Consider the following 21,362-nt stretch of genomic DNA (forward strand, 5'->3'; position numbering starts at 1 on the left):
TGGAACGGCGTCGAGGGTAGGGGCCCGGTCCGGGCCTGACAAGCTTGCGTTACGCAGGTTTGGCCCGCCATTGCTGCCGGGCCCAGAAACCGAACACGCCCAGCAGCGCCAGGGCCAGTGCGAACCACGTGATCGCGTATTGGAGGTGGTTGTCGGGGAAGCTCACGACCGTGTTGCCGCCCTTCGGCCATCCGCCCGGAACGGGCGTGGCGTCGGCGTCGATGATGAAGGGCGCCACGCGCTCCAGTCCCTTGGCCCGGGCGATGGCGGCGGGATCTCGCGAGAACCAGTTGTTTCTGACGGGGTCGTTCGCCGGAACGAAGTAGCCGGGCTTCTCGGGCACGCGTAGCACGCCCGTGACCGTGACCTCGCCCGGCGACTGCCCCTGCTCGCGTTTGGCGGGATCGCGCAGTTCGGTCGGCACGATGCCGCGATTGACGATGACCACGGAGCCGTCCGCCAGTTGCAGCGGCGTGAGGATGAAGAAGCCCATCAGCGTCGGAGGCGGGGCAGGGCCATTGGAGGGCGCCACCACGAAGCCGTTGAGGTAGGCCTCCTTGTCGTGGAGGTAGCGTCCAGTGACGCGCACGCGCTCGTAGTCGGCTGTTTTGGCGTTGAGCGTCGGCCACCGGCTCTCCGGCGGCAATGGGCCAGGCTCGGCCTTCATCCGCGCCTCCACCCGGGCGATCAGCCGATGCTTCGCCCCCATGCGTTCGATCTGCCAGCAGCCGAGCCCGACCAGGATGGCGAAGCCGACCAGGGTAGCGAGGGCAGGGGCGATAAGGCGGGTGATGCGGCGGTCCACGGCGTCTGTCCTGTTCGGGGGACGGAATAAAGCAATCGGCGAAAAGCGAAAGGGCGGCCCGGTGGGCCGCCCTTGATCGGTTCCGTCATTGTGAGCCGAAGGCGAGGCGATCCAGGGGGACTGGGCGACCCGCCTTCCGGGTTGCCTCGTCGCTGCGGTCCCCGCAATGACGCGAGGCGTCAGTGCGCGGCGGCGACGCCGGCGGCGGCGCCCCAGTTAGAGCCCCACAGGTAGATCGCCACGAACAGGAACAGCCACACCACGTCGACGAAGTGCCAGTACCAGGCGGCGAACTCGAAGCCCAGGTGCTGCTTCGGCGAGAAGTGGCCCCGCAGCGCGCGGATGAGGCAGACCAGCAGGAAGATGGTGCCGATCAGCACGTGGAAGCCGTGGAAGCCGGTCGCCATGAAGAAGGTTGAGCCGTAGATCGAGCCCTTGAAGGCGAAATGGGCGTGCGCGTACTCGTAACCCTGCACGACGGAGAACAGCGCGCCCAGGATCACGGTGAGGATCAGGCCCCACTTCAGGCCGTTGCGGTCGTTGTGCAGCAGCGCGTGGTGAGCCCAGGTGACCGTGGTGCCCGAGGTGAGCAGGATCAGCGTGTTGAGCAGGGGCAGGTGGAAGGGGTTGAAGACCTCGATGCCCTTCGGCGGCCAATGGCCCCCGGTGAACTCGAAGCGGGCGAACTGCTTCGCCTCGTTGGCGAACAGGCTGGCGTCGAAATAGGCCCAGAACCACGCGACGAAGAACATCACCTCGGAGGCGATGAACATGATCATGCCGTAGCGGTGGCTCAGCTGCACGACGCGCGTGTGGTCGTGCTTGTACTCGGCCTCGTTGATGACGTCGCCCCACCACGAGAACATCGTGTAGAGGATGCCGATGAACCCAGCGCCGAACAGCACCGGGCCGGCGTGCAGGCCGCCGATGGCGAGGGTCTTCATCCACATGATCGCGCCGACGGCGGTCACGAAGGCGCTGATCGACCCCACGAACGGCCAGGGGCTTGGGTCGACGAGGTGATAATCGTGGTTTTTGACGTGGGCCTCGGCCATCGTGGTCGCTCTCCGATACGTCCCGCAGGGGCTGTGCCCAGCCCTGCGAGCCCCCTTAGAGTTTTGGTTTGCGGGTTGGGTCGTTGTTCTCGGCCACGGGCTTGGAGGAGCCCTTGGACGGGAAGATGGTGTAGGACAGCGTGATCTCGCTCGCGGTGGCGAGGTCGCGATCCTTCGTGATGGCGGGATCGATGTAGAAGACGACCGGCGCCTCCAGGGTCTCGCCCGCCTTCAGGGTGATCTCGTTGAAGCAGAAGCACTGGAGCTTGGTGAAATAGGCTCCCGTGAGCTCTGGTGCGACGTTGAAGGACGCCAGCGCCGAGACGGGCTGCGAGCCCGTGTTAGTGATCTTGTAGAAGATCGTGGTGGTCTCGCCCACCTTCACGTCCACGGTGGGCTGCTCCGGCTCAAAGCGCCAGCTGAGTCCCGGCGCCACGTTCGAGTCGAAGCGCACCGTGAACACGCGCTCGCCGGTGGTCTTCGAACCCTCGGTCGCCACCTGCGGCGTCCCGCCGAAGCCGGTCGCCTGGCAGAAGATCCGGTAGAGCGGCACGGCCGCATAGGACAGGCCGACCATGCCGGCCACGGTCGCCGCGCAGGCGATCACCGTGCGGCGCGCGGCGCGCGACCGGTCGGGGGCAGGGGAGGGGCGCGGAGTTTCGGTCATGGCTTACAAAGGCCGGTTCATCACGTTGCCGCCGAGCTTGGCGATGGTGACGATGAAGAACAGGATCACGAGGCCGCCAAGCACGAGGGCGAGCGCCACCGAGCGGGAGCGGCGCTTCCGCACTTCCTCGTCGCTCAGCACGACGCCGGGCTTCCTGTCCGCCATCACGCAGCCCCCACCAGGCGGGCCGCAGCCGTTCCCAGGGCGGCCACGCGGTCATGGCCGACGATGAGCTCGGCCAGGAGCACCGCGTAGAGCAGGAAGAGATACAGGATGGAGAAGCCGAACAGGCCATAGGCGGCCTTGCGGGCCGCGTCGCCTTCCCGGCGGCGGTACACGCGCCAGGCGAGCACGAGCATCATGGCGCCGGTGACGCCCGAAACCAGCGCGTAGGGCAGGCCCGCGAAGCCCATGAAGGCCGGCAGCAGGCCAACCGGGACCAGCACCAACGTGTAGAGGATGATCTGCAGGCGCGTGGCGTCGTCGCCCGCCACCACCGGCAGCATGGGAATGCCCGCGCGGCGGTAGTCGTCCGACTTGACCAGCGCGAGCGCCCAGAAGTGGGGCGGCGTCCAGAGAAAGATGATGGAGAAGAGCACGACCGTCTCGAGCGAGAAGGAGCCGGTCATGGCCGCGTAGCCCACCATGGGCGGGAACGCCCCGGCCGCGCCGCCGATCACGATGTTCTGCGCCGTCGCCCGCTTCAGCCACATCGAGTAGATCACGACGTAGAAGAAGATGGTGAAGGCCAGCAGCCCGGCCGCGACCCAGTTCGTCACGAGGCCAAGCGTCACCACCGAGCCGACCGACAGCGTCATGCCGAAGCCGAGCGCCTCGTCCTTGGTGATCCGCCCGGCCGGAATGGGCCGTTTCGCCGTGCGGCGCATCACCGCGTCGATGTCGGCGTCGTACCACATGTTGAGGCAGCCGGAGGCGCCCGCGCCGACCGCGATGGCGAGCAGCGCGGTGAACCCGATCACCGGGTTCACATGCGGCGCGGTCATCATGCCGACCAGCGTCGTGAACACCACGAGCGACATCACCCGCGGCTTCAGCAGGGCGAAGAAGTCGCCGGCGGTGCCGTTCGACAAGCCCGAACGGCTCTCGGTGACGATGCTGTCGCTGACGGCCGACATGAATGCGCCTGACGCTCCGTTGTGTGTCTTGGTCCTGGTGGACCGGTCCTCGGCGTGGCCGCCCGGCGGGCGGTCTGGCGAAGGATCGGCTTCCCCGGGGAGGGGATCCGGGGCCGGCGAGGGCCGGCCCAGGGTTTTGGCGATCCGGGGCCGGCGAGGGCCGGCCCCGGGTAGGTTCTCAGTGGTCCGAGCCGGTGATGCGCGGCAGGGTCTCGAACTGGTGGAACGGAGGAGGCGACGAAAGGGTCCACTCCAGCGTCGTGGCGCCCGCGCCCCACGGGTTGTCCCCGGCGCGCTCCTTGCGGCTGAACGCCACGAACACGCCATAGAAGAACACCAGCAGGCCGAGCGCGAAGATGTACGACCCAATCGAGGAGATCCGGTTCCAGCCCGCGAAGGCGTCCGGGTAATCCACGTAGTGGCGCGGCATGCCGGCCAGGCCCGTGAAGTGCATCGGGAAGAACAGCAGGTTGGCGCCCACGAAGGCGATCCAGAAGTGCAGGCGGCCGATCCAGTCCGGGATCACGTAGCCGCTCATCTTCGGGAACCAGTAGTACCAGGCCGCGAAGATGCCGAACACCGCGCCGAGCGACAGCACGTAATGGAAGTGCGCCACGACGTAGTAGGTGTTGTGCAGCTGGCGGTCGACGCCCGCGTTGGCCAGCACCACGCCGGTCACGCCGCCGACGGTGAACAGGAAGATGAAGCCGATCGCCCAGGTCATCGGCGCGGTGAAGCGGATGGAGCCGCCCCACATCGTCGCGATCCAGGAGAACACCTTCACGCCCGTCGGCACCGCGATCACCATGGTGGCGAACACGAAGTAGCGCTGCGTGTCGAGCGACAGGCCGGCCGTGTACATGTGGTGCGCCCACACGACGAAGCCGACCGCGCCGATCGCCACCATCGCGTAGGCCATCCCGAGATAGCCGAAGATGGGCTTGCGCGAGAAGGTCGAGATGATGTGGCTGACGATGCCGAAGGCCGGCAGGATCATGATGTACACTTCGGGGTGGCCGAAGAACCAGAACAGGTGCTGGTACAGCACCGGGTCGCCGCCGCCGGCCGGGTCGAAGAACGTCGTCCCGAAGTTGCGGTCCGTCAGCAGCATCGTGATGGCGCCCGCGAGCACCGGCAGCGACAGCAGCAGCAGGAACGCCGTCACCAGCATGCCCCACGCGAACAGCGGCATCTTGTGCAGGGTCATGCCCGGCGCGCGCATGTTCAGGATCGTGGTGATGAAGTTGATGGCGCCGAGGATCGACGACGCGCCGGCGATGTGCAGCGACAGGATGCCGAAGTCGAGCGCCGGGCCGGGGTGGCCGGAGGTCGACAGCGGCGGGTACACCGTCCAGCCGCCGCCGAAGCCGTTCGAGCCGGGCGCGCCCTCGACGAAGAGGGAGATCAGCAGCAGCGCGAAGGAGGAGGGCAGCAGCCAGAACGAGATGTTGTTCATGCGCGGGAACGCCATGTCCGGCGCCCCGATCATGATCGGCACGAACCAGTTGCCGAAGCCGCCGATCAGGGTGGGCATCACCAGGAAGAACACCATGATGAGGCCGTGACCCGTCACGAAGACGTTATAGGTCTGCGGGTTCGTGAAGTACTGGAGCCCGGGCTCCTGGAGCTCGAGGCGCATCGCGATCGAGAGCGCGCCGCCGATCAGGCCGGCCACCAGGCCGAAGATCAGGTACATCGTCCCGATGTCTTTGTGGTTGGTCGACAGCACCCACCGGCGCCAGCCGGTCGGGTGGTGCGCGTGCGCGTCATGCGCGGTAGCCGCAGCAGTTGCCATTGTGTCGTGTCCCAGATCGCTGAAAGTCTTGCTTCCGCTGTCCTGTTCGAATGTTCAGGTCGTCACTCGACGGTCGTCGAGCGCGCGGCGACCTTCACCGTCTCGTCGCCTCCGTTGGAGGCGAACTTCTTCTTCGCCTCGCCGAGCCACGCCTGGTACTTCTCCGGGCTCACGACGCGGATCGCGATCGGCATGAAGGCGTGGTTCTGGCCGCACAGGCGCGAGCACTGGCCGTAGTAGATGCCCTCGCGGTCGGTCTTGAACCAGGTCTGGTTCAGGCGGCCCGGGATGGCGTCCATGCGGAACGCCAGCGACGGCACCGAGAAGGAGTGGATCACGTCCGCGCCGACCACCTGGATCACTACGGTCTTGCCGGCGGGCAGAACCACCTCGTTGTCCACGGCGAGCAGGGCCGGCTGGCCGGCCTTGGCCGCGTCCTCGCGCGTCAGCATGTAGCTGTCGAACTTGAAGCCGCCGCCCTGGTCCTGCGGATACTCATAAGACCAGTACCACTGGTTGCCGATGGCCTTGATGGTGATGTCGGCCTTCGGCAGCTCGATCTGGTACTTGAGCAGGCGGAACGACGGGATCGCGATGCCAACCAGGATGAGCACCGGGATGATCGTCCAGGCGATCTCCAGGCCCGTGTGGTGGGTCGTGCGCGAGGGGACCGGGTTGGCCTTCTCGTTGAACTTCACCACCACCGTGACCAGCAGCGCCAGCACGAACAGCGTGATGATGCTGATGATCCACACCAGGGCGGTGTGGAAGTCGTGCACGAACTCCGCAACGGGGGAGACCGCGTCCTGGAACCCGATCTGGTAGGGTTCGGGATGTCCGGCCGCCGCGAAGGCATGCCCGGGGATGCTGAGACCGAGCGCGGCGAGCGCTGACCGGTTCCAGTTACGAATCGTCACCTGCGAATCTCCTGCCCTGAATTGGCCCGGCTCATCGGCGCGTCGCGTCTCGGGGAAGGAGTGCGGCGTTCTCCCGGGGGAGGTGGAGAACGGTGCCGCGCTCGACGCGCTTACATAAACCTCGCGAGCTTGATCTAGCGCAAAGACCACAAACAGGTCACTAGCGCAATCGGGCCGGTTTAGGTTTTTTGTGCGGCATAAGCTCGCGAGAGAGGGCATTCGCGCACCATCCGGGCCCCGCCGGGCGCGACTCGCTCGCCTTGACACGAGTTTCCGGCCATGGTCGGACAACGCCGCCGGGCGCCGCAGCTCCGCTCGGGCCGTCCACAGAAACAGGAGCGCTCGCCATGCCGAGGATCGTCGACAAGCTGGCCCGCCCGGCCGCCGTGCTGGCCGGAGCCCTCGGCCTGGCCTGGCTCGGGACCGCGCCCGCCGTCGCCCAGGGTCCCGTGAAGAACACGTTCGGCGACTGGCAGATGCGCTGCGAGACGCCTGCCGGCGCCAAGGCCGAGCAGTGCGCCATCGTCCAGAGCGTTCAGGCCGAGGACAAGCCGAACGTCACCCTCGTGGTGATCGTGCTGAAGACGGCGGACGGCAAGAGCCGCCTCCTGCGCGTCATCGCGCCGCTCGGCGTGCTGCTGCCCGCGGGCCTCGGCCTCAAGATCGACCAGAATGACGTCGGCCGCGCCGGCTTCGTGCGCTGCCTGCCGACCGGCTGCGTGGCCGAGGTCATCATGGAGGACGAGCTCCTCAACAAGCTGCGCAGCGGCAAGGCCGCCACCTTCATCGTCTTTCAGACCCCCGAGGAGGGCATCGGCATCCCGGTCTCCCTCAACGGGTTCCCGAAGGCCTTTGATTCGCTCCCGTGATCCCTCGCTGCCGTCTCGCGCCGGGCGTGCGCTCCGTGCTATGGACGGCCGCCCGCATCGCAACGGTTGCGCTTGCCTGGAGATGTTCATGACTGCGTCCGTATCGCGCGCCATCCGCCTCGCCGTCCTGCTGGGCTCCGCGGGATTGCTGGCCGCCTGCAATACCTTCGGCGGGTCGAGCGAGGCCCAGGCCCAGGATACGTCCGGCGGATCGAGCCTCCTGAACATCTTCAAGTACGGCGGCACGACCGTGCCCCCGTCCATGAACCCGCCCGAGGAGGAGGTGGACTGCCCCTCCGTGCAGATTCTGGACGGCGCGGCCGCGCTGAAGCAGGAGGCCGGCGGCGACCTGCGCAGCCAGCTGTCGCTGGGCAATACGGCCCGCGAGTGCCGCGTGGTGGGCAACCAGATCGCCATCAAGGTGGGCGTCGAAGGCGCCGCCATGCTGGGTCCCGGCGGCAGGCCCGGGACCTTCGTGGCGCCGGTTCGCTTCGTGGTGAAGAAGGGCGACAAGGTCGTCGCGTCCCAGCTCCAGCGAGGCACGGTGACCATTCCGGCCAACGACGTGCGCGCCAGCTTCACCATGGTGCAGGAGGGCCTCATGGCCCCCAAGGACGGGCCGGGCGATCTCGAGATCTACATCGGCTTCGACCCCATGGGCCGTGCTGCGGGCCCGGCTAAGAAGAAGCGCAAGCACGGCTGAGCGGCTCTGCGCCGCTCGCATCTCTCGTCCCCGTCTGCCGTCATCCCCGGCGGCCTGCGCAGCAGGCCGGGAAAGGGGACCAGGGCAGGGCGCGCGGCCCCGGATCCCCTTCCCCTGCGCCGCTGCGCGGCTCCGGCCGGGGATGACGGCGCAGTGTTCGCGCCGCGCGCACGTCGCCTAAGCCCAATTGATGGTCGCATCGCGTTGACTTGACGCAGCGGCTCGCCTACCACGGACAAGCTTCTGATCTCCGCGGAAGAGTCCGGCGGGGGCCGCAAGGTCCCGGTCGCCGGCGCCGAAGGCGCAACCGCCCCGGAAACGCTCAGGCCAAAGGACCGCGGAGAGCTGGCGCTCTGGAAAGAGGCGTTCGCGCAGGCGCACGCCCACCGACGGGGGTAACTCGATCCTTCGGGAGCGAGGAAATCTCTCAGGTCTTCGGACAGAGGGGGCGCGAAACGGACCGCAGGTCCGTTCGCCCTGACCTGTCCGGGAGACCCGAATGGCCGAACCGAGCGCCGATTCCTCCACGCCCATCGCTGTCACGCCCCTCAATGCGCGCCACCGCGCGCTCGGCGCCCGCATGGTCCCCTTCGCCGGCTACGAGTTGCCGGTCCAATACCCGACCGGCATCCTCGCCGAGCACCAGTGGACCCGCGAGAACGCCGGGCTCTTCGACGTCTCCCACATGGGGCAGGGCTTCCTCGCCGGCTCGGACCATGCCGCCGTCGCGCGCGCCCTGGAGGCGCTTTGCCCCGCCGACATCCTGAACCTGAAGCCCGGCCAGCAGCGCTATTCGCAACTGCTGAACGAGGACGGCGGCATCCTCGACGACTTCATGATCACGCGTCCGGCCGCCGAGGACCAGGATGGCGTGCTCATGCTGGTGGTGAACGCCGCCTGCAAGGAGAAGGACTGGGCCCATATTGAATCCAGGCTGCCGGCGGGCGTGCGTCTGATTCGCGCCGACCACCGCGCCTTGCTGGCGCTGCAGGGGCCGAAGGCGGCGGAGGTCCTGGCGCGGCACGCGCCCGGCGTCGCCGACATGGCGTTCATGACCGGCCTCGTCACCACCTTCGATGGCGTCCCGGTCCACGTCTCGCGGTCCGGATACACCGGCGAGGACGGGTTCGAAATCTCCGTGAAGGCGACCAAGGTCGCGCAGGTCGCTGATGCGCTGCTGGCCGACGCGTTGGTGAAGCCGATCGGCCTCGGCGCCCGCGATTCGCTCCGGCTCGAAGCCGGGCTCTGCCTCTACGGCCATGACATCGACACGACGACGTCGCCCGTGGAGGCCGCGCTCGTCTGGTCCATGCAGAAGCGCCGCCGCGAGGAAGGCGGCTTCCCGGGGTTCGAGCGCATCCGGCGCGAACTGGCCGATGGGCCCGCCCGCGTTCGTGTCGGCCTGCTGCCGGAAGGACGCGCCCCGGCCCGCGAGGGCGCGGAGATCGTGACCGCCGAGGGTCGTGTGGTCGGCAAGGTCACCTCGGGCGGCTTCGGCCCCACCGTCGGGGGCCCGGTCGCGATGGGGTACGTGGAGGCGGCCCTGGCCACGTCGGGCGCGCCGCTCGCCCTCATGGTCCGGGGCCAGGCGCTCCCCGCCAGGATCGCAGCCTTGCCTTTCGTCCCCCACCGTTACGCCCGCAAGACCGGCGCATGAGCGCCACGATGACCCGAGCCCTCCTCCCCGGCACGGGGAGACGGGGGCACGAAGGGCCGCAAGGGCGCCATCGCGCTCGCCAGCCCCTCACCCCGACCCTCTTTTCCCGATTCCGCCCGACCTGCCGCAGGAGCCACGCATGACCATCAAGTTCACCAAGGATCACGAATACATCCGCGTCGACGGTGACGTTGGGACGGTCGGGATCACCGACTACGCCCAGCAGCAGCTCGGCGACGTGGTGTTCGTGGAGCTTCCTGCGCTCGGCAAGAGCCTCGCCAAGGGAGCCGAGGCGGCGGTCGTGGAGAGCGTCAAGGCGGCGAGCGAGGTCTACGCGCCGGTTTCCGGCGAGGTGGCGGAGGTAAATTCCGAACTCGAGGGCTCGCCCGCGACGGTCAACGAGGACCCGCTGGGCAAGGGCTGGTTCGTCAAGCTGAAGCTCACGAACCCCGGCGAACTCGACGCCCTCATGGACGAGGACGCCTACAAGGCCTTCGTGGCTTCGCTCTGAGGTCCGCCATGCGCTACCTGCCACTCAATGACATCGAACGCGCCGACATGCTGGCGCGCATCGGCGTGGGCTCGATCGACGATCTCTTCGCCGACATCCCCGCCGACAAGCGCCGCCCCGGCCTGCCGAACCTGCCGACCCGCAAGGGCGAACTCGAAGTGGAGCGCCTGCTCGGCCGCATGGCGGCGAAGAACACGCCGGCATCATCGGTCCCGTTCTTCGTCGGCGCCGGCGCCTACAAGCACCACGTGCCCGCGACCGTGGACCACCTGATCCAGCGCTCGGAGTTCCTGACGAGCTACACGCCCTACCAGCCCGAGATCGCGCAGGGCACGCTGCAGTATCTGTTCGAATTCCAGACCCAGGTGGCCGCGCTCGCCGGCATGGAGGTCGCGAACGCCTCCATGTATGACGGCTCAACCGCCTGCGGCGAGGCTGTGCTGATGGCCCACCGGGTCACGAGACGCCGCAAGGCCGTGCTCTCCGGCGGCCTTCATCCCCAATACGCCGAAGTCGTCCGCACGCTGTCCGGCATGGCCGAGGACGAGGTGGTCACGCTGCCGCCTGATGTGGCCGGGACCGAGGACTTGCTCGCCGCAATCGACGGCTCCGTGTCCTGCGTCGTGGTCCAGACGCCCGACCTGTTCGGCAACCTGCGCGACCTGCGGGCCGTGGCCGACAAGTGCCACGCCGAGGGCGCGCTTCTGGTGGCGGTGGTCACGGAGGCCCTGTCGTTCGGCCTTGTCACCCCGCCCGGCGCCATGGGCGCGGACATCGTGGTGGGCGAGGGGCAGTCGATCGGCAACGGCCTCAACTTCGGCGGTCCCTATGTGGGCCTCTTCGCCACGCGGTCCAAATACGTGCGTCAGATGCCCGGTCGCCTTTGCGGCGAGACCGTCGACTCCGAGGGCCGTCGCGGCTTCGTTTTGACGCTCTCCACCCGCGAGCAGCACATCAGGCGCGACAAGGCCACCTCGAATATCTGCACAAACTCAGGATTGTGCAGTCTGGCCTTTACAATCCACATGACGCTCCTCGGCTCCGCTGGGCTCCAGCGCCTGGCCAGGCTGAACCACGCCCATGCTGTCAGGCTGCATGAGGCGCTTGAATCTCTTCCTCAAGTTGAAGTGCTCAACAAGCGCTACTTCAACGAGTTCACGCTCCGCTTGAACAAGCCCGCCGCCGCAGTGGTCCAGGCTCTGGCGGACAAGGGAATCATGGCGGGCGTCCCGGTCTCGCGCCTCCATCCAGGCGCAGGCCTCGACGGCCTGCTGCTGGTCGCGTCCACCGAAATGAACACCGATGAGGATCGCGCCGCCCTCGTGGCCGGCCTGAAGGAGGTGCTGTGATGCTGAACCGTCAGGGTCGCCCCAGCCAGCCGGGCGAGGCCGCCGTCGCCGCCCATCCCACCTTCACGGGAAACCGCGCCCTCCAGCAGGAAGAGCCGCTGATCTTCGAGATCGGGCGCCCGGAGACCACCGGCGTGGACGTCGACGAGCCGGCTCCCTTCGAGCCCCGCCTCGGCGGACTGGAGCGCACGGACGGCGTCGGTCTGCCGGGCCTCTCCGAGCCGGAAGCCATGCGCCACTATGTGCGGCTGTCCCAGAAGAACTACGGGATCGACACGGGGCTCTTCCCGCTCGGCTCCTGCACGATGAAGCACAACCCGCGCCTCAATGAGCGCATGGCGCGCCTGCCGGGCTTCGCCGACGTGCACCCTCTGCAGCCGTTCTCCACGGTGCAGGGGGCCTTCGAGCTCATGGACACGCTGGCCGCCTGGCTGCTGGAGCTTACCGGCATGCAGGCCGTGGCGATGTCGCCCAAGGCCGGCGCCCATGGCGAGCTCTGCGGCATGATGGCCATCAAGGCCGCAATCGCCGCGAAGGGCGAAGCCGCCACACGGCGGGTGGTGCTGGTGCCCGACTCGGCCCACGGCACCAACCCGGCCACCGCTGCGCTCATCGGCTTCACCGTGCGCCCCGTCCCGGCCCGCCCGGACGGTACGGTCGACCCCGCGGCCGTGCAGGCCGCGATCGGCCCGGACGTCGCCGCCATCATGCTGACCAACCCCAACACCTGCGGGCTTTTCGAGCGAGACGTGGTGGAGATCGCCCGCATTGTCCACGAGGCGGGGGCCTACTTCTACGCCGACGGGGCCAACTTCAACGCCATCGTGGGCAAGGCGCGGCCGGGGGACCTCGGCGTCGACGCCATGCACATCAACCTGCACAAGACCTTCTCGACGCCCCACGGCGGCGGCGGCCCGGGCTCGGGCCCGGTGGTGCTCTCCGACAGGCTCGCCGCCTTCGCGCCCGTACCCTTCGTGGTGCGCGATGGGGAGCGCTTCCGGCTGGTCGAGGACGAGGCGGATGCGGCGAGGCAGGGCGCCCGTCCCTTCGGTCGCCTCACGGCCTTTCACGGCCAGATGGGCATGTTCGTGCGCGCGATGGCCTACATGCTCTCGCACGGGGCGGACGGCATGAAGCAGGCCTCCGAGGACGCGGTGCTCAACGCCAACTACGTCCGCGCCTGCTTGGCCGACCTGATGTCGTTGCCCTTCGGCAATCGTCCCTGCATGCACGAGGTGCTGTTCGACGACGCCTGGTTGAAGGATACCGGCGTGACCACGCTCGACTTCGCCAAGGCGATGATCGACGAGGGTTATCACCCGATGACGGTGTACTTCCCGCTGGTCGTCCACGGCGCGATGCTGGTCGAGCCGACCGAGTCCGAGTCCAAGGCCTCGCTCGACCTCTTCATCGCGACGCTGCGCGACCTCGCCATGGCCGTCAGACGCGGGGACGTGGAGCGCTTCACGGGCGCGCCCTACCACGCCCCGCGCCGGCGCCTCGATGAAACCCGCGCCGCCCGCCAGCCGGTGCTGCGCTGGACGCCCCCGGAGCCGATCCGCGAAGCGGCGGAGTAGGCCGCACGTTTCCCTCTCCCACCCCGGTGGGAGAGGGGCGGCGGTGAGGGCCGACGCCGCCTCTGAAACGCCTCACAAAATTGCGCCCTCCCGCATGACGCGAGAGGGCGCAGGTCCCCAATCCTTCGTACCCCTTGCAACCAACGCCCTGCCCTTGCCATTTGTGCCTGGGACTATGCGGCTGCCCTGGGGCGTCGCGATGACGAGGGAATGAGGCCGCCATGCGTTGGGATGATCTGCGCACCTCGGAGAACATCGAGGACCGCCGTGGCGAAGGCGGAGGCTGGGGCGGAGGCGGCGGCACGGGCATCGGCCTGGGTGGCGGCGGTCTCGGCATCGGCGCGGTGATCGTGCTCAGCCTGGCTGGCTGGGCGCTCGGCATCGACCCGCGCATCCTGATCGGCGGCGCCGAGATGGTGACCCAGCGCGCCCCGACCCACCAGACCCGCAACGGCCCGACCGGAACGCCGAACGACCAGACCGGCCAGTTCGTCTCCCGCATCCTCGGCGAGACGGAGGACGTCTGGTCCGAACTTCTCCCGGCCCAGGCCAACCGCGACTACACGGCCCCCCGCCTCGTCCTGTTCTCGCGCGCCACCCAGTCCGGCTGCGGCACGGCGCAGTCCGCCATGGGCCCCTTCTATTGCCCGCTGGACCAGAAGGTGTACCTCGACACCTCCTTCTTCCAGGACATGCAGCGCCGCTTCGGCGGCGGCGGCGACTTCGCCTACGCGTACGTCATCGCCCACGAGATCGGGCACCACGTCGAGAACCTGATCGGCATTCTGCCCAAGGTGCAGCAGGCCCAGCGCCGCGCCGGCGACAAGGCCGAGGCCAACAGCTTGTCCGTCCGCGTTGAGCTGATGGCCGACTGCCTCGCCGGCGTCTGGGCCGCCAAGATGAACCAGCGCCACAGCAACATCGACGAGAGTGACGTCCGCAACGCCGTGAACGCCGCCTCCGCCATCGGTGACGACCGCCTGCAGAAACAGTCGCAGGGCTACGCCGTCCCGGACAGCTTCACCCACGGCTCGTCGGAACAGCGCGTCCGCTGGCTTATGACCGGCCTCAAGAGCGGCGACCTGCGCAGCTGCAACACGTTCCAGACGCAGCGGTTGTGATGGGTCGTCATCGCGGGGAGCCCGCAGGGAGGCGAAGCGATCCAGGCCAGCGGCGCAGCCCCGCGCGAGAGGTGAGGGTCAAGCCCTCGCCCGCACCCGCCGGTCCACCACCAGGCTCGCCAGCCGCACGGCCCGTGGCGGCGCCTGCCGCTTGACGAGCCGCGCGGTCGAGACGATCAGCCCCTGCTCGGGCCGACCTCGCCCCAGCAGGCTCGCCTGCCAGTTGGCCAGTGCGGCGATCAGGCGACTCCGACCTCCACGAGGAGCGAGCGTGAACACGGCCGCCCGGTCGTCCTCGGCGCGGGACACGAACTCCGCAGCCTCGGCCATCCAGCCGCCGGTCGGCACAAGGCCAGGCTCCAGCACGAGCGACCACGGCGACCGCGCCTCCCGGGAGGCCCTCGCCAGCATCTCGACCCTGGTCCCGGCGGCTTCGACCAGCCCGCACCCGGCGGCGTCCGCCACGGTAGCCGCATAGCCATCCGTCAGCGGCGTCGCCAGCCACAGGTCCCGCACGACGCCCTCCGCCACGGCCGGCGCGAGCGCCGCGATGGTGTCGAGAAGCGCGGGCTCGTCGTCGAGCAGCGGGATCAGCACGGAAATCATGGCTGGAATCCTTAGCACGCATGGAATTCAGCCTCGACAGGGCCGAGTAGCCCAAGTCGCTCCGGATCGCCCAAATGTGCGGCGCCAAGCCGGGCGCGGGCGGAACATTGCGGGAACATCTTGCCAAGTGAGCCGTTCCGGTGTCTGTTCTTATTCTGTTCGCAACCGGAATCGCTCCATGCTGAAGCTCCGTCCCGAGCCCAGGCCCTTGAACTACCAGATCGGAGATGGCGTCCGCGACGCCGACCCGGTCGACGCCGCGCGCCGGCGCGGCCGCGGCGCCGTGACCAACCGCTCCGGCCGCTTCGAGCCCACCGAGCGCGTGGTCGAGGACGACGGCTGGGGCTCCAGCGAGGAGCTGCCCGCCTTCAAGACCGAGGTGACCCTCGAGAAGCCGAAGACGGTCATCACGCGCAACGATTCGCCGGACATCTCTTTCGACCGCTCGATCAACCCCTACCGGGGGTGCGAGCACGGCTGCGTCTACTGCTTCGCGCGCCCGACCCACGCCTATATGGGCCTGTCGCCCGGCCTCGACTTCGAGACCAAGCTGTTCGTGAAGGAGGGTGTGCCGGAACTGCTGGAGCGGGAGCTTTCTGCGCCCGGCTACGCGCCGCGCACCATCGCGATCGGCACCAACACCGACCCGTACCAGCCCATTGAGCGCGAGCGGCGCGTCATGCGTTCGATCCTGGAGGTGCTCGCCCGGGCCAACCACCCGGTAGGCATTGTGACCAAGTCGGCGCTGGTGACCCGCGACCTCGATATTCTCGGCCCCATGGCCGAGAAGGGCCTCGCCAAGGTGGCCCTTTCGGTGACGACGCTCGACCCCAAGCTCGCCCGCACCATGGAGCCCCGCGCCTCCACGCCGGCGAAGCGGCTGGACGCCATTCGCCAACTGGCCGAGGCGGGCGTCCCGGCCTCGGTCATGGTGGCCCCGGTGATCCCGTCCCTGAACGATTCGGAGATCGAGAGCATCCTGGAGGCGGCCCACGCGGCCGGCGCACGCGAAGCCGGCTACGTGCTGCTGCGCCTCCCGCTGGAGGTGCGCGATCTCTTCCGCGAATGGCTGCTGGAGCATCACCCCGCCAAACTACGCCACGTGTTGTCGCTGATCCGCTCCACCCGTGGCGGCAAGGACTACGACGCCAAGTGGGGAGAGCGCATGACCGGCGACGGTCCCTATGCCTGGATGATCGGCCGCCGCTTCGAGATCGCCGCCGAGCGCTTGGGCTTCAACAAGCGCCGTCTGAAGCTGCGCACGGACCTGTTCAGCCCGCCCAAGCGGGCTGGGGAGCAATTGAGCCTGTTCTGAGTTGCCGCACTGCGAGGGGCGCAGCGACAAAGCAGCCCAGAAGGGGCCACGGGCCAATCGTCACCGGCTTGGCTTCGCTCGCAAAGACGGCGAAGCACATCCGGTAGGCGAACCACGTCCCGGGAAAGGAAGGACTTCCCCATGCCCGTTCCGCCGCGCGTGAGCCTGATCACCCTGGCGGTGGCCGATGTCGCCCGGTCCACGGTCTTCTACAAGGCGCTGGGCTGGCCGCTCTCATCGGCCAGCCAGCCGGAGGTCTCCTTTTTCGACCTCAACGGCCTGGTTCTGTCCCTCTACGGCCGCGAAGCGCTTGCGTCCGACCTGGGCCGGGCGGCGAACCCGGCTGCGGGACCGGAAGCCGCGCCCGCCTTCACGCTGGCGCAGAACCAGCGCAGCCGCGAGGCGGTGGACCGTGTGCTCGCCTGCGCGGTTGCGGCCGGCGGTTTGATCGTGAAGAGCGGGCACGAGACCCACTGGGGCGGCTATGTCGGCTATGTCGCCGACCCGGACGGGCATGTCTGGGAGATCGCCCACAACCCGCAATGGCCCCTGGACGCCGCGGGTCGCATCGTCCTGCCAGGGCCGCAGGACTAGATCCGCTCAGCGTCGTGACGGGAGAGAGGGGGATAGCGGGGACTGCGGCTCCGAGGCGCTTGCCCGGCGGCGCGATCCGGGGAGGATGGCGGCATGCCGCGAATCGCCGCCGCTCCCGAGCCGCTGCCCGCCGCGCCCGATTTCCGGCGCGAACGAGCCCTCATGCGCAAGGGCTTCGGCTTGGTCGCTGGAGTGGACGAAGCGGGCAGGGGGCCGCTGGCCGGCCCCGTTGTCGCCTCAGCGGTGGTGCTCAACCCGAAGCGCGTGCCGAAGGGCCTCGCCGATTCGAAGCTGCTGACTCCGGCGCGACGCGACGAACTGTTCGAGGAAATCCTGGCCACGGCCGACGTTGCCGTGTGCTCCATGTCGGCGGCCACCATCGACGCGACCGACATCCGGAAGGCGACCCTGGAGGCCATGCGCCGCGCGCTCTCGGGCCTCGCCGGGCGGCCGGCCTACATCCTGGTCGATGGCCGCGACCTGCCGACCTGGGATGGACCCGGCGAGGCCGTCGTCAAGGGCGACAGGCTGGTCTGCTCCATCGCGGCCGCCTCCATTGTCGCGAAGGTCACCCGCGACCGGCTCATGAGCCGGCTCGGCGCAACCTATCCGGAATACGGCTTCGAAAGGCATGCTGGCTACGCGACCGCGGCGCACAGGGCGGCCCTTGCCGACAAGGGCCCATGCCCGTTTCATCGCTTTACGTTCTCGCCGCTCGGCGGCGCCATGGTTAATGAAGACTGAACTATAGAATAGGCAGAATTTGCCTAGCATCGTTCTCAATTGAGACGAACTTTTTTCAACTTGGAAACCTCGCCTTTACCTTGCGGCCCCCACTGTAGCGCCTGTTCGGTTGCGTAAATGGTGCTGCGTCATGGGTGCCCAGCGTACCGAGGCAGTCGACGTCGGATCCCGGAATAAGGTCTCGCGTACCGGGCGTCCGCCGTCGTCACCTCGGATGGAGCAGTACGCTCTTCCTTTGAATACGGTGATGGTCGGCGACTGCGTCGCCGAGCTCTCCAAGTTGCCGGACGCCAGCGTCGACCTGGTCTTCGCGGATCCTCCCTACAACCTGCAGCTCGAAGGCGCGCTCACGCGGCCCGACCAGTCCCTGGTCGACGCGGTGGACGACGACTGGGACAAGTTCGCCAGCTTCGAGGCGTACGATCACTTCACCCGCGCCTGGCTGCTGTCGGTCCGGCGCGTGATGAAGCCGAACGCCACGCTGTGGGTGATCGGCTCCTACCACAACATCTTCCGTGTCGGCGCGATCCTCCAGGACCTGGGCTTCTGGATCCTGAACGACGTGGTGTGGCGCAAGGCGAACCCGATGCCGAATTTCCGGGGTCGACGCTTCACCAACGCGCATGAAACCATGATCTGGGCCAGCAAGGGCCCGGACGCAAAGGGCTATACCTTCCATTACGACGCCCTGAAGGCCGGTAACGAGGACCTGCAGGTCCGCTCGGATTGGTACCTGCCCCTGTGCACCGGCGGCGAGCGCCTGAAGGATGCGGAGGGCCGTAAGCTTCATCCAACCCAGAAGCCCGAGGCCCTGCTGGCGCGCGTGCTCATGTCGAGCACGAACCCCGGCGACGTGGTGCTCGATCCCTTCTTCGGCAGCGGCACCACCGGAGCGGTGGCGCGCCGCCTCGGCCGCAACTTCGTCGGCGTGGAGCGCGACCGGACCTACGCGGACGCGGCTCTGGCCCGCATCGCCGCTGTCGAGCCGCTGCCTCCCGATGCGCTCCAGGCGCCGCCCGAGAAGCGAAGCGAGCCACGGATCCCCTTTATGTCCGTGGTGGAAGCCGGCTTGCTCGCGCCAGGCGCCGTGCTGCGGGACGAACGCGGCCGCCATCAGGCGGTTGTCCGCGCCGACGGCACGCTCGCGCTCGGCAACCTCATTGGCTCTATCCACAAGATCGGCGCGCTCGCCCAGGGCCTGCCGGCTTGCAACGGCTGGACCTTCTGGCACGTGGACGGGCCCAAGGGCCTCCAGCCGATCGACGCCCTGCGCAAGACGCTCAGGGAAGGGATGGCGCTGGCCTAGGTTCCTGGCCGTCATCGCGAGGAGCGCAGCGACGACGCGATCCAGCAAAGGCTTGCCTCCCTGGACCGCCGCTGTGTTCGCTCGGGGATAAGCGTCGCCTCAGCCCTCCAGCCCCACCATCATCGCCTTGCGCATCACGGTCGGCAGCGCCTCGCCGTCCAGGGTGGCGACTGGCGCCCACCAGCAGCCCTCCGGGGGCGGGGCGCTGGCCGGCACGGTGGCGCGGTACACGGTCAGCCGCAGCGGGAAATGCGTGAAGGTGTGCTCGACGACGCGCGTGAGCCGTCTCCACTCCGCTGCGAACGGGGCCAAGGGAAGCGCGGCGGCAGGATCGAACCCGGCGCTCCACTCCGTGCCAGGCGGCTCCGCCATCCCGCCGAGCAGGCCCTTGGCAGGCCGGGTGCGCAGCAGCACCATGCCGTCCTCGCGCACCGCCACAAATGCCGCCCCGAAGCGCAGGGCGCCCGAGGATTTCTTCTCTTTCCGCGGGTAGGTCTCCTGGGTCCCTTCGGTTCGCGCGGCGCAAGGCTCACGGAAGGGGCAGAGGCCGCAGGCCGGGCTCTTGGGCGTGCAGATGGTGGCGCCGAGGTCCATCATCGCCTGCGCGAAATCGCCGGGCCGCTGCTCCGGCGTAAGTCCGTCCGCCAGGTCGCGGATGAGCGGTTTCGCCTTCGGGAGCGGTTGTTCCACAGTGTAGAGCCGCGCCACCACGCGCTCGACATTGCCGTCCACCACCACGGCCCGGCGGTCGAAGGCGATGGCGGCGATGGCCGCGGCCGTGTAGGCGCCGACCCCTGGCAGGCTGCGCAACTCCTCTTCGGAGTCTGGAAAACGCCCGCCGAAGCGCTCGACCACTGCCTGCGCGCAGGCGTGCAGGTTGCGCGCCCGCGAATAATATCCAAGCCCCGCCCAGGCCTTCATGACGTCCTCGGCGGGAGCGGCCGCGAGGTCGGCCACCGTCGGAAACAGCGTCAGGAACCGCTCGAAATAGGGCTTCACCGCCCGAACCGTGGTCTGCTGCAGCATGATCTCGGAGAGCCAGACCCGGTACGGGTCGGGCGTTTCGCCCGGCAAGGCGCGCCAGGGCAGCGCGCGCCGGTGCCGGTCGTACCAGATGAGCAGCGCGGCTGGGTCCGGGCGGGAGCCTGTGGCGGCCGGCTTTGCGGGGGAGGGCGGAGCGGCTAACATCAGCGCATGTGTAGCCGCCCCCAGGACGGCGGTGAAGCGAACGCGTCGTCGCGTTTGGGAAAGCCCGGACAAAGCCTGTGAAGAAGACCCGCCTGCGGCCCCTGGCCGAGCTCGTCGAGGATTGCATCGCGCCCGCGCTGGCGGCGCAGGGCTTCGCCGCCTCCGACGTAGTGGTGGCCTGGCCCGAGATCGTCGGCGACCGCCTGGCTCCTTACTGCGAGCCGGTCAAGATCCAGTGGCCAAAGCGGCCCAAGGGCATGGCCCCGGACGAGCCGTCCGAGCCCGCAGTGCTCATCGTGCGCGTCGAGAGCGCCTTTGCGCTGGAGCTCCAGCACCTGGCGCCACTGATCGTGGAGCGCGTCAACACCCGCTATGGCTGGCGCTGCATCGGCCGCCTCACGTTTCGCCAGGGCCCTGTCGGCCGCGACCGCGCGCCGAAGAAGGCCGTGCCGCTGCCGGATCTGCGCCAGGTGGAGGAGGCGCGCCGCCGCGTTGGCGAGGTCGAGGACGAAGGGCTCCGGGACGCCCTGGTGCGCCTCGGCGCCGGCATCATGGCCCGGAAGGACGGTTAAGTCCGCTCGGCGTCATCCCCGGCCGGAGCCGTGCAGCGGAGGGGGAAGGCACGGCGCGCAGAGCCCAGCCTGAACGCAATCTCGTGAACCGCTTGCGCCGTCGCGCGTCTTGCCTCATTCACGCCCTCGTTTCACAGTCCAGCGGAACGAGCGCCGCCGGCGAGCCTGGCGGACCCAAGCTGCCCAAGGAGAAGTTCGTGATCACGACCCGCCGCACTGTCGTCCAAGGTCTCGCCGTCGCCGGCGTCATGGCCGCCCTGCCGGGCTTCCCGAGCGCCGCCTTCGCGCAATCCACGACGGCCGCCGACCTCGCGGTGGCGGGCCCGCTCGGCGACGTCTGGATGGGCAAGGAAGACGCCAAGGTCACGATGATCGAGTACGCCTCGATGACGTGCTCGCATTGCGCCCACTTCCACGAGAAGACCTGGCCGACCCTGAAGTCGAAATACATCGACAGCGGCAAGGTCCGCTTCACGCTGCGCGAGTTCCCGCTGGATCCGCTCGCCACCGCGGGCTTCATGCTCGCCCGTTGCGACGGGAACGACAAATACTACGCCATCACGGACCTGCTGTTCGACAAGCAGCGCGAATGGGCCTTCACCGACAAGCCCGTGGACGCCTTGTCCAAGTTGATGAAGCAGGCCGGTTTCACACAGGAAAAGTTCGAAGCCTGCTTGAAGAACCAGCAGATCTATGACGCCGTGAACTGGGTGAAGGACCGCGCGGCCGAGAAGCTGGGCGTGAACTCCACCCCCACCTTCTACATCAACGGGCAGGTGCAGCGCGGGGCGCTTTCGATTGAGGAACTGGACAAGATCCTCACCCCTCTCGTCGGGGGCTGATCGGCTGGGCCCGGCGCGGGCGCCCCGGCCCGC

The 21,362-nt window shown here is 68.5% G+C and carries 22 protein-coding genes and 2 riboswitches; of the genes, 13 read left to right on the forward strand and 9 right to left on the reverse strand.

Annotated elements, in window-relative coordinates; all coding sequences use genetic code 11:
• Positions 1-49: 49 nt before the first annotated feature.
• From SLNSH_RS12850 to coxB, 7 genes are all read right to left on the reverse strand, one after another.
• Complete coding sequence (locus SLNSH_RS12850) at positions 50-805, reverse strand: SURF1 family protein (RefSeq protein WP_106337398.1); 756 nt, start codon at positions 803-805, stop codon at positions 50-52.
• Between the two features lie 179 nt (positions 806-984).
• Positions 985-1,860, reverse strand: coding sequence for a cytochrome c oxidase subunit 3 (locus SLNSH_RS12855; protein WP_106337399.1), 876 nt, complete (start codon positions 1,858-1,860; stop codon positions 985-987).
• Between the two features lie 55 nt (positions 1,861-1,915).
• The gene (locus tag SLNSH_RS12860; RefSeq protein ID WP_106337400.1) at positions 1,916-2,527 is read right to left on the reverse strand and encodes a cytochrome c oxidase assembly protein; all 612 of its coding nucleotides are present in this window, start codon (positions 2,525-2,527) and stop codon (positions 1,916-1,918) included.
• Between the two features lie 3 nt (positions 2,528-2,530).
• Positions 2,531-2,692 carry a hypothetical protein gene (locus tag SLNSH_RS25155; protein ID WP_196240253.1) on the reverse strand — a complete coding sequence of 54 codons (162 nt, stop codon included), beginning with the start codon at positions 2,690-2,692 and terminating at the stop codon, positions 2,531-2,533.
• A complete protein-coding gene (locus tag SLNSH_RS12865) occupies positions 2,692-3,663 on the reverse strand; it encodes a heme o synthase (RefSeq protein ID WP_106337401.1) in 972 nt (323 codons plus the stop codon). Before SLNSH_RS12865 ends, SLNSH_RS25155 begins: the two co-directional genes overlap by 1 nt.
• A gap of 178 nt (positions 3,664-3,841) precedes the next feature.
• Positions 3,842-5,458, reverse strand: a complete 1,617-nt coding sequence (gene ctaD, locus SLNSH_RS12870; protein ID WP_106337402.1) for a cytochrome c oxidase subunit I — start codon at positions 5,456-5,458, stop codon at positions 3,842-3,844.
• A gap of 62 nt (positions 5,459-5,520) precedes the next feature.
• Positions 5,521-6,369, reverse strand: a complete 849-nt coding sequence (gene coxB, locus SLNSH_RS12875) for a cytochrome c oxidase subunit II (protein ID WP_245422331.1) — start codon at positions 6,367-6,369, stop codon at positions 5,521-5,523.
• A 353-nt stretch (positions 6,370-6,722) separates the two neighbouring features.
• On the opposite strand from coxB, the gene SLNSH_RS12880 reads away from it, so the two are divergent.
• From SLNSH_RS12880 to ypfJ, 7 genes are all read left to right on the forward strand, one after another.
• Positions 6,723-7,244 carry an invasion associated locus B family protein gene (locus SLNSH_RS12880; RefSeq protein WP_106337404.1) on the forward strand — a complete coding sequence of 174 codons (522 nt, stop codon included), beginning with the start codon at positions 6,723-6,725 and terminating at the stop codon, positions 7,242-7,244.
• 88 nt (positions 7,245-7,332) lie between these two features.
• The gene (locus SLNSH_RS12885; protein ID WP_106337405.1) at positions 7,333-7,947 is read left to right on the forward strand and encodes a hypothetical protein; all 615 of its coding nucleotides are present in this window, start codon (positions 7,333-7,335) and stop codon (positions 7,945-7,947) included.
• A gap of 243 nt (positions 7,948-8,190) precedes the next feature.
• A riboswitch (glycine riboswitch) is annotated at positions 8,191-8,295 on the forward strand.
• A gap of 3 nt (positions 8,296-8,298) precedes the next feature.
• A riboswitch (glycine riboswitch) is annotated at positions 8,299-8,392 on the forward strand.
• Between the two features lie 54 nt (positions 8,393-8,446).
• Entirely contained in the window at positions 8,447-9,604 is a 1,158-nt protein-coding gene (gene gcvT, locus SLNSH_RS12890) for a glycine cleavage system aminomethyltransferase GcvT (protein ID WP_106337406.1), read from the forward strand.
• A gap of 139 nt (positions 9,605-9,743) precedes the next feature.
• Positions 9,744-10,115, forward strand: coding sequence for a glycine cleavage system protein GcvH (gcvH, locus tag SLNSH_RS12895; RefSeq protein WP_106337407.1), 372 nt, complete (start codon positions 9,744-9,746; stop codon positions 10,113-10,115).
• Between the two features lie 8 nt (positions 10,116-10,123).
• Positions 10,124-11,464: an aminomethyl-transferring glycine dehydrogenase subunit GcvPA gene (gcvPA, locus tag SLNSH_RS12900; protein WP_106337408.1), complete on the forward strand. Its 1,341-nt coding sequence runs from the start codon at positions 10,124-10,126 to the stop codon at positions 11,462-11,464.
• A complete protein-coding gene (gene gcvPB / locus SLNSH_RS12905; RefSeq protein ID WP_106337409.1) occupies positions 11,464-13,041 on the forward strand; it encodes an aminomethyl-transferring glycine dehydrogenase subunit GcvPB in 1,578 nt (525 codons plus the stop codon). Before gcvPA ends, gcvPB begins: the two co-directional genes overlap by 1 nt.
• Before the next feature lie 221 nt (positions 13,042-13,262).
• Entirely contained in the window at positions 13,263-14,162 is a 900-nt protein-coding gene (ypfJ, locus tag SLNSH_RS12910) for a KPN_02809 family neutral zinc metallopeptidase (protein WP_106337410.1), read from the forward strand.
• Between the two features lie 78 nt (positions 14,163-14,240).
• Here ypfJ and SLNSH_RS12915 read toward each other — a convergent pair whose 3' ends face one another.
• Positions 14,241-14,768 carry a glycosyltransferase family protein gene (locus tag SLNSH_RS12915; RefSeq protein WP_106337411.1) on the reverse strand — a complete coding sequence of 176 codons (528 nt, stop codon included), beginning with the start codon at positions 14,766-14,768 and terminating at the stop codon, positions 14,241-14,243.
• 178 nt (positions 14,769-14,946) lie between these two features.
• On the opposite strand from SLNSH_RS12915, the gene SLNSH_RS12920 reads away from it, so the two are divergent.
• The 4 genes from SLNSH_RS12920 to SLNSH_RS12935 all read left to right on the forward strand — a co-directional run bounded on the left by SLNSH_RS12920 (position 14,947) and on the right by SLNSH_RS12935 (position 18,727).
• On the forward strand, positions 14,947-16,083 hold the full coding sequence (locus SLNSH_RS12920) for a PA0069 family radical SAM protein (RefSeq protein WP_106337412.1): 1,137 nt from the start codon (positions 14,947-14,949) through the stop codon (positions 16,081-16,083).
• Positions 16,084-16,224: 141 nt separating this feature from the next.
• The gene (locus SLNSH_RS12925) at positions 16,225-16,677 is read left to right on the forward strand and encodes a VOC family protein (protein WP_106337413.1); all 453 of its coding nucleotides are present in this window, start codon (positions 16,225-16,227) and stop codon (positions 16,675-16,677) included.
• Between the two features lie 93 nt (positions 16,678-16,770).
• Positions 16,771-17,421: a ribonuclease HII gene (locus tag SLNSH_RS12930; protein WP_106337414.1), complete on the forward strand. Its 651-nt coding sequence runs from the start codon at positions 16,771-16,773 to the stop codon at positions 17,419-17,421.
• Positions 17,422-17,551: 130 nt separating this feature from the next.
• On the forward strand, positions 17,552-18,727 hold the full coding sequence (locus tag SLNSH_RS12935; RefSeq protein ID WP_106337415.1) for a site-specific DNA-methyltransferase: 1,176 nt from the start codon (positions 17,552-17,554) through the stop codon (positions 18,725-18,727).
• Between the two features lie 99 nt (positions 18,728-18,826).
• Here the strand turns inward: SLNSH_RS12935 and mutY are convergent, their stop codons facing one another.
• On the reverse strand, positions 18,827-19,915 hold the full coding sequence (mutY, locus tag SLNSH_RS12940) for an A/G-specific adenine glycosylase (protein ID WP_106337416.1): 1,089 nt from the start codon (positions 19,913-19,915) through the stop codon (positions 18,827-18,829).
• Between the two features lie 77 nt (positions 19,916-19,992).
• Between mutY and SLNSH_RS12945 the strand changes: the two genes are divergently transcribed.
• Together SLNSH_RS12945 and SLNSH_RS12950 are read left to right on the forward strand one after the other, a co-directional pair.
• A complete protein-coding gene (locus SLNSH_RS12945) occupies positions 19,993-20,487 on the forward strand; it encodes a DUF721 domain-containing protein (RefSeq protein WP_106337417.1) in 495 nt (164 codons plus the stop codon).
• 200 nt (positions 20,488-20,687) lie between these two features.
• Positions 20,688-21,329 carry a DsbA family protein gene (locus tag SLNSH_RS12950; RefSeq protein WP_196240256.1) on the forward strand — a complete coding sequence of 214 codons (642 nt, stop codon included), beginning with the start codon at positions 20,688-20,690 and terminating at the stop codon, positions 21,327-21,329.
• Positions 21,330-21,362: the final 33 nt, after the last annotated feature.

The organism is Alsobacter soli (assembly GCF_003004785.1).
GTDB classification, from domain to species: Bacteria; Pseudomonadota; Alphaproteobacteria; order Rhizobiales; family Beijerinckiaceae; genus Alsobacter; species Alsobacter soli.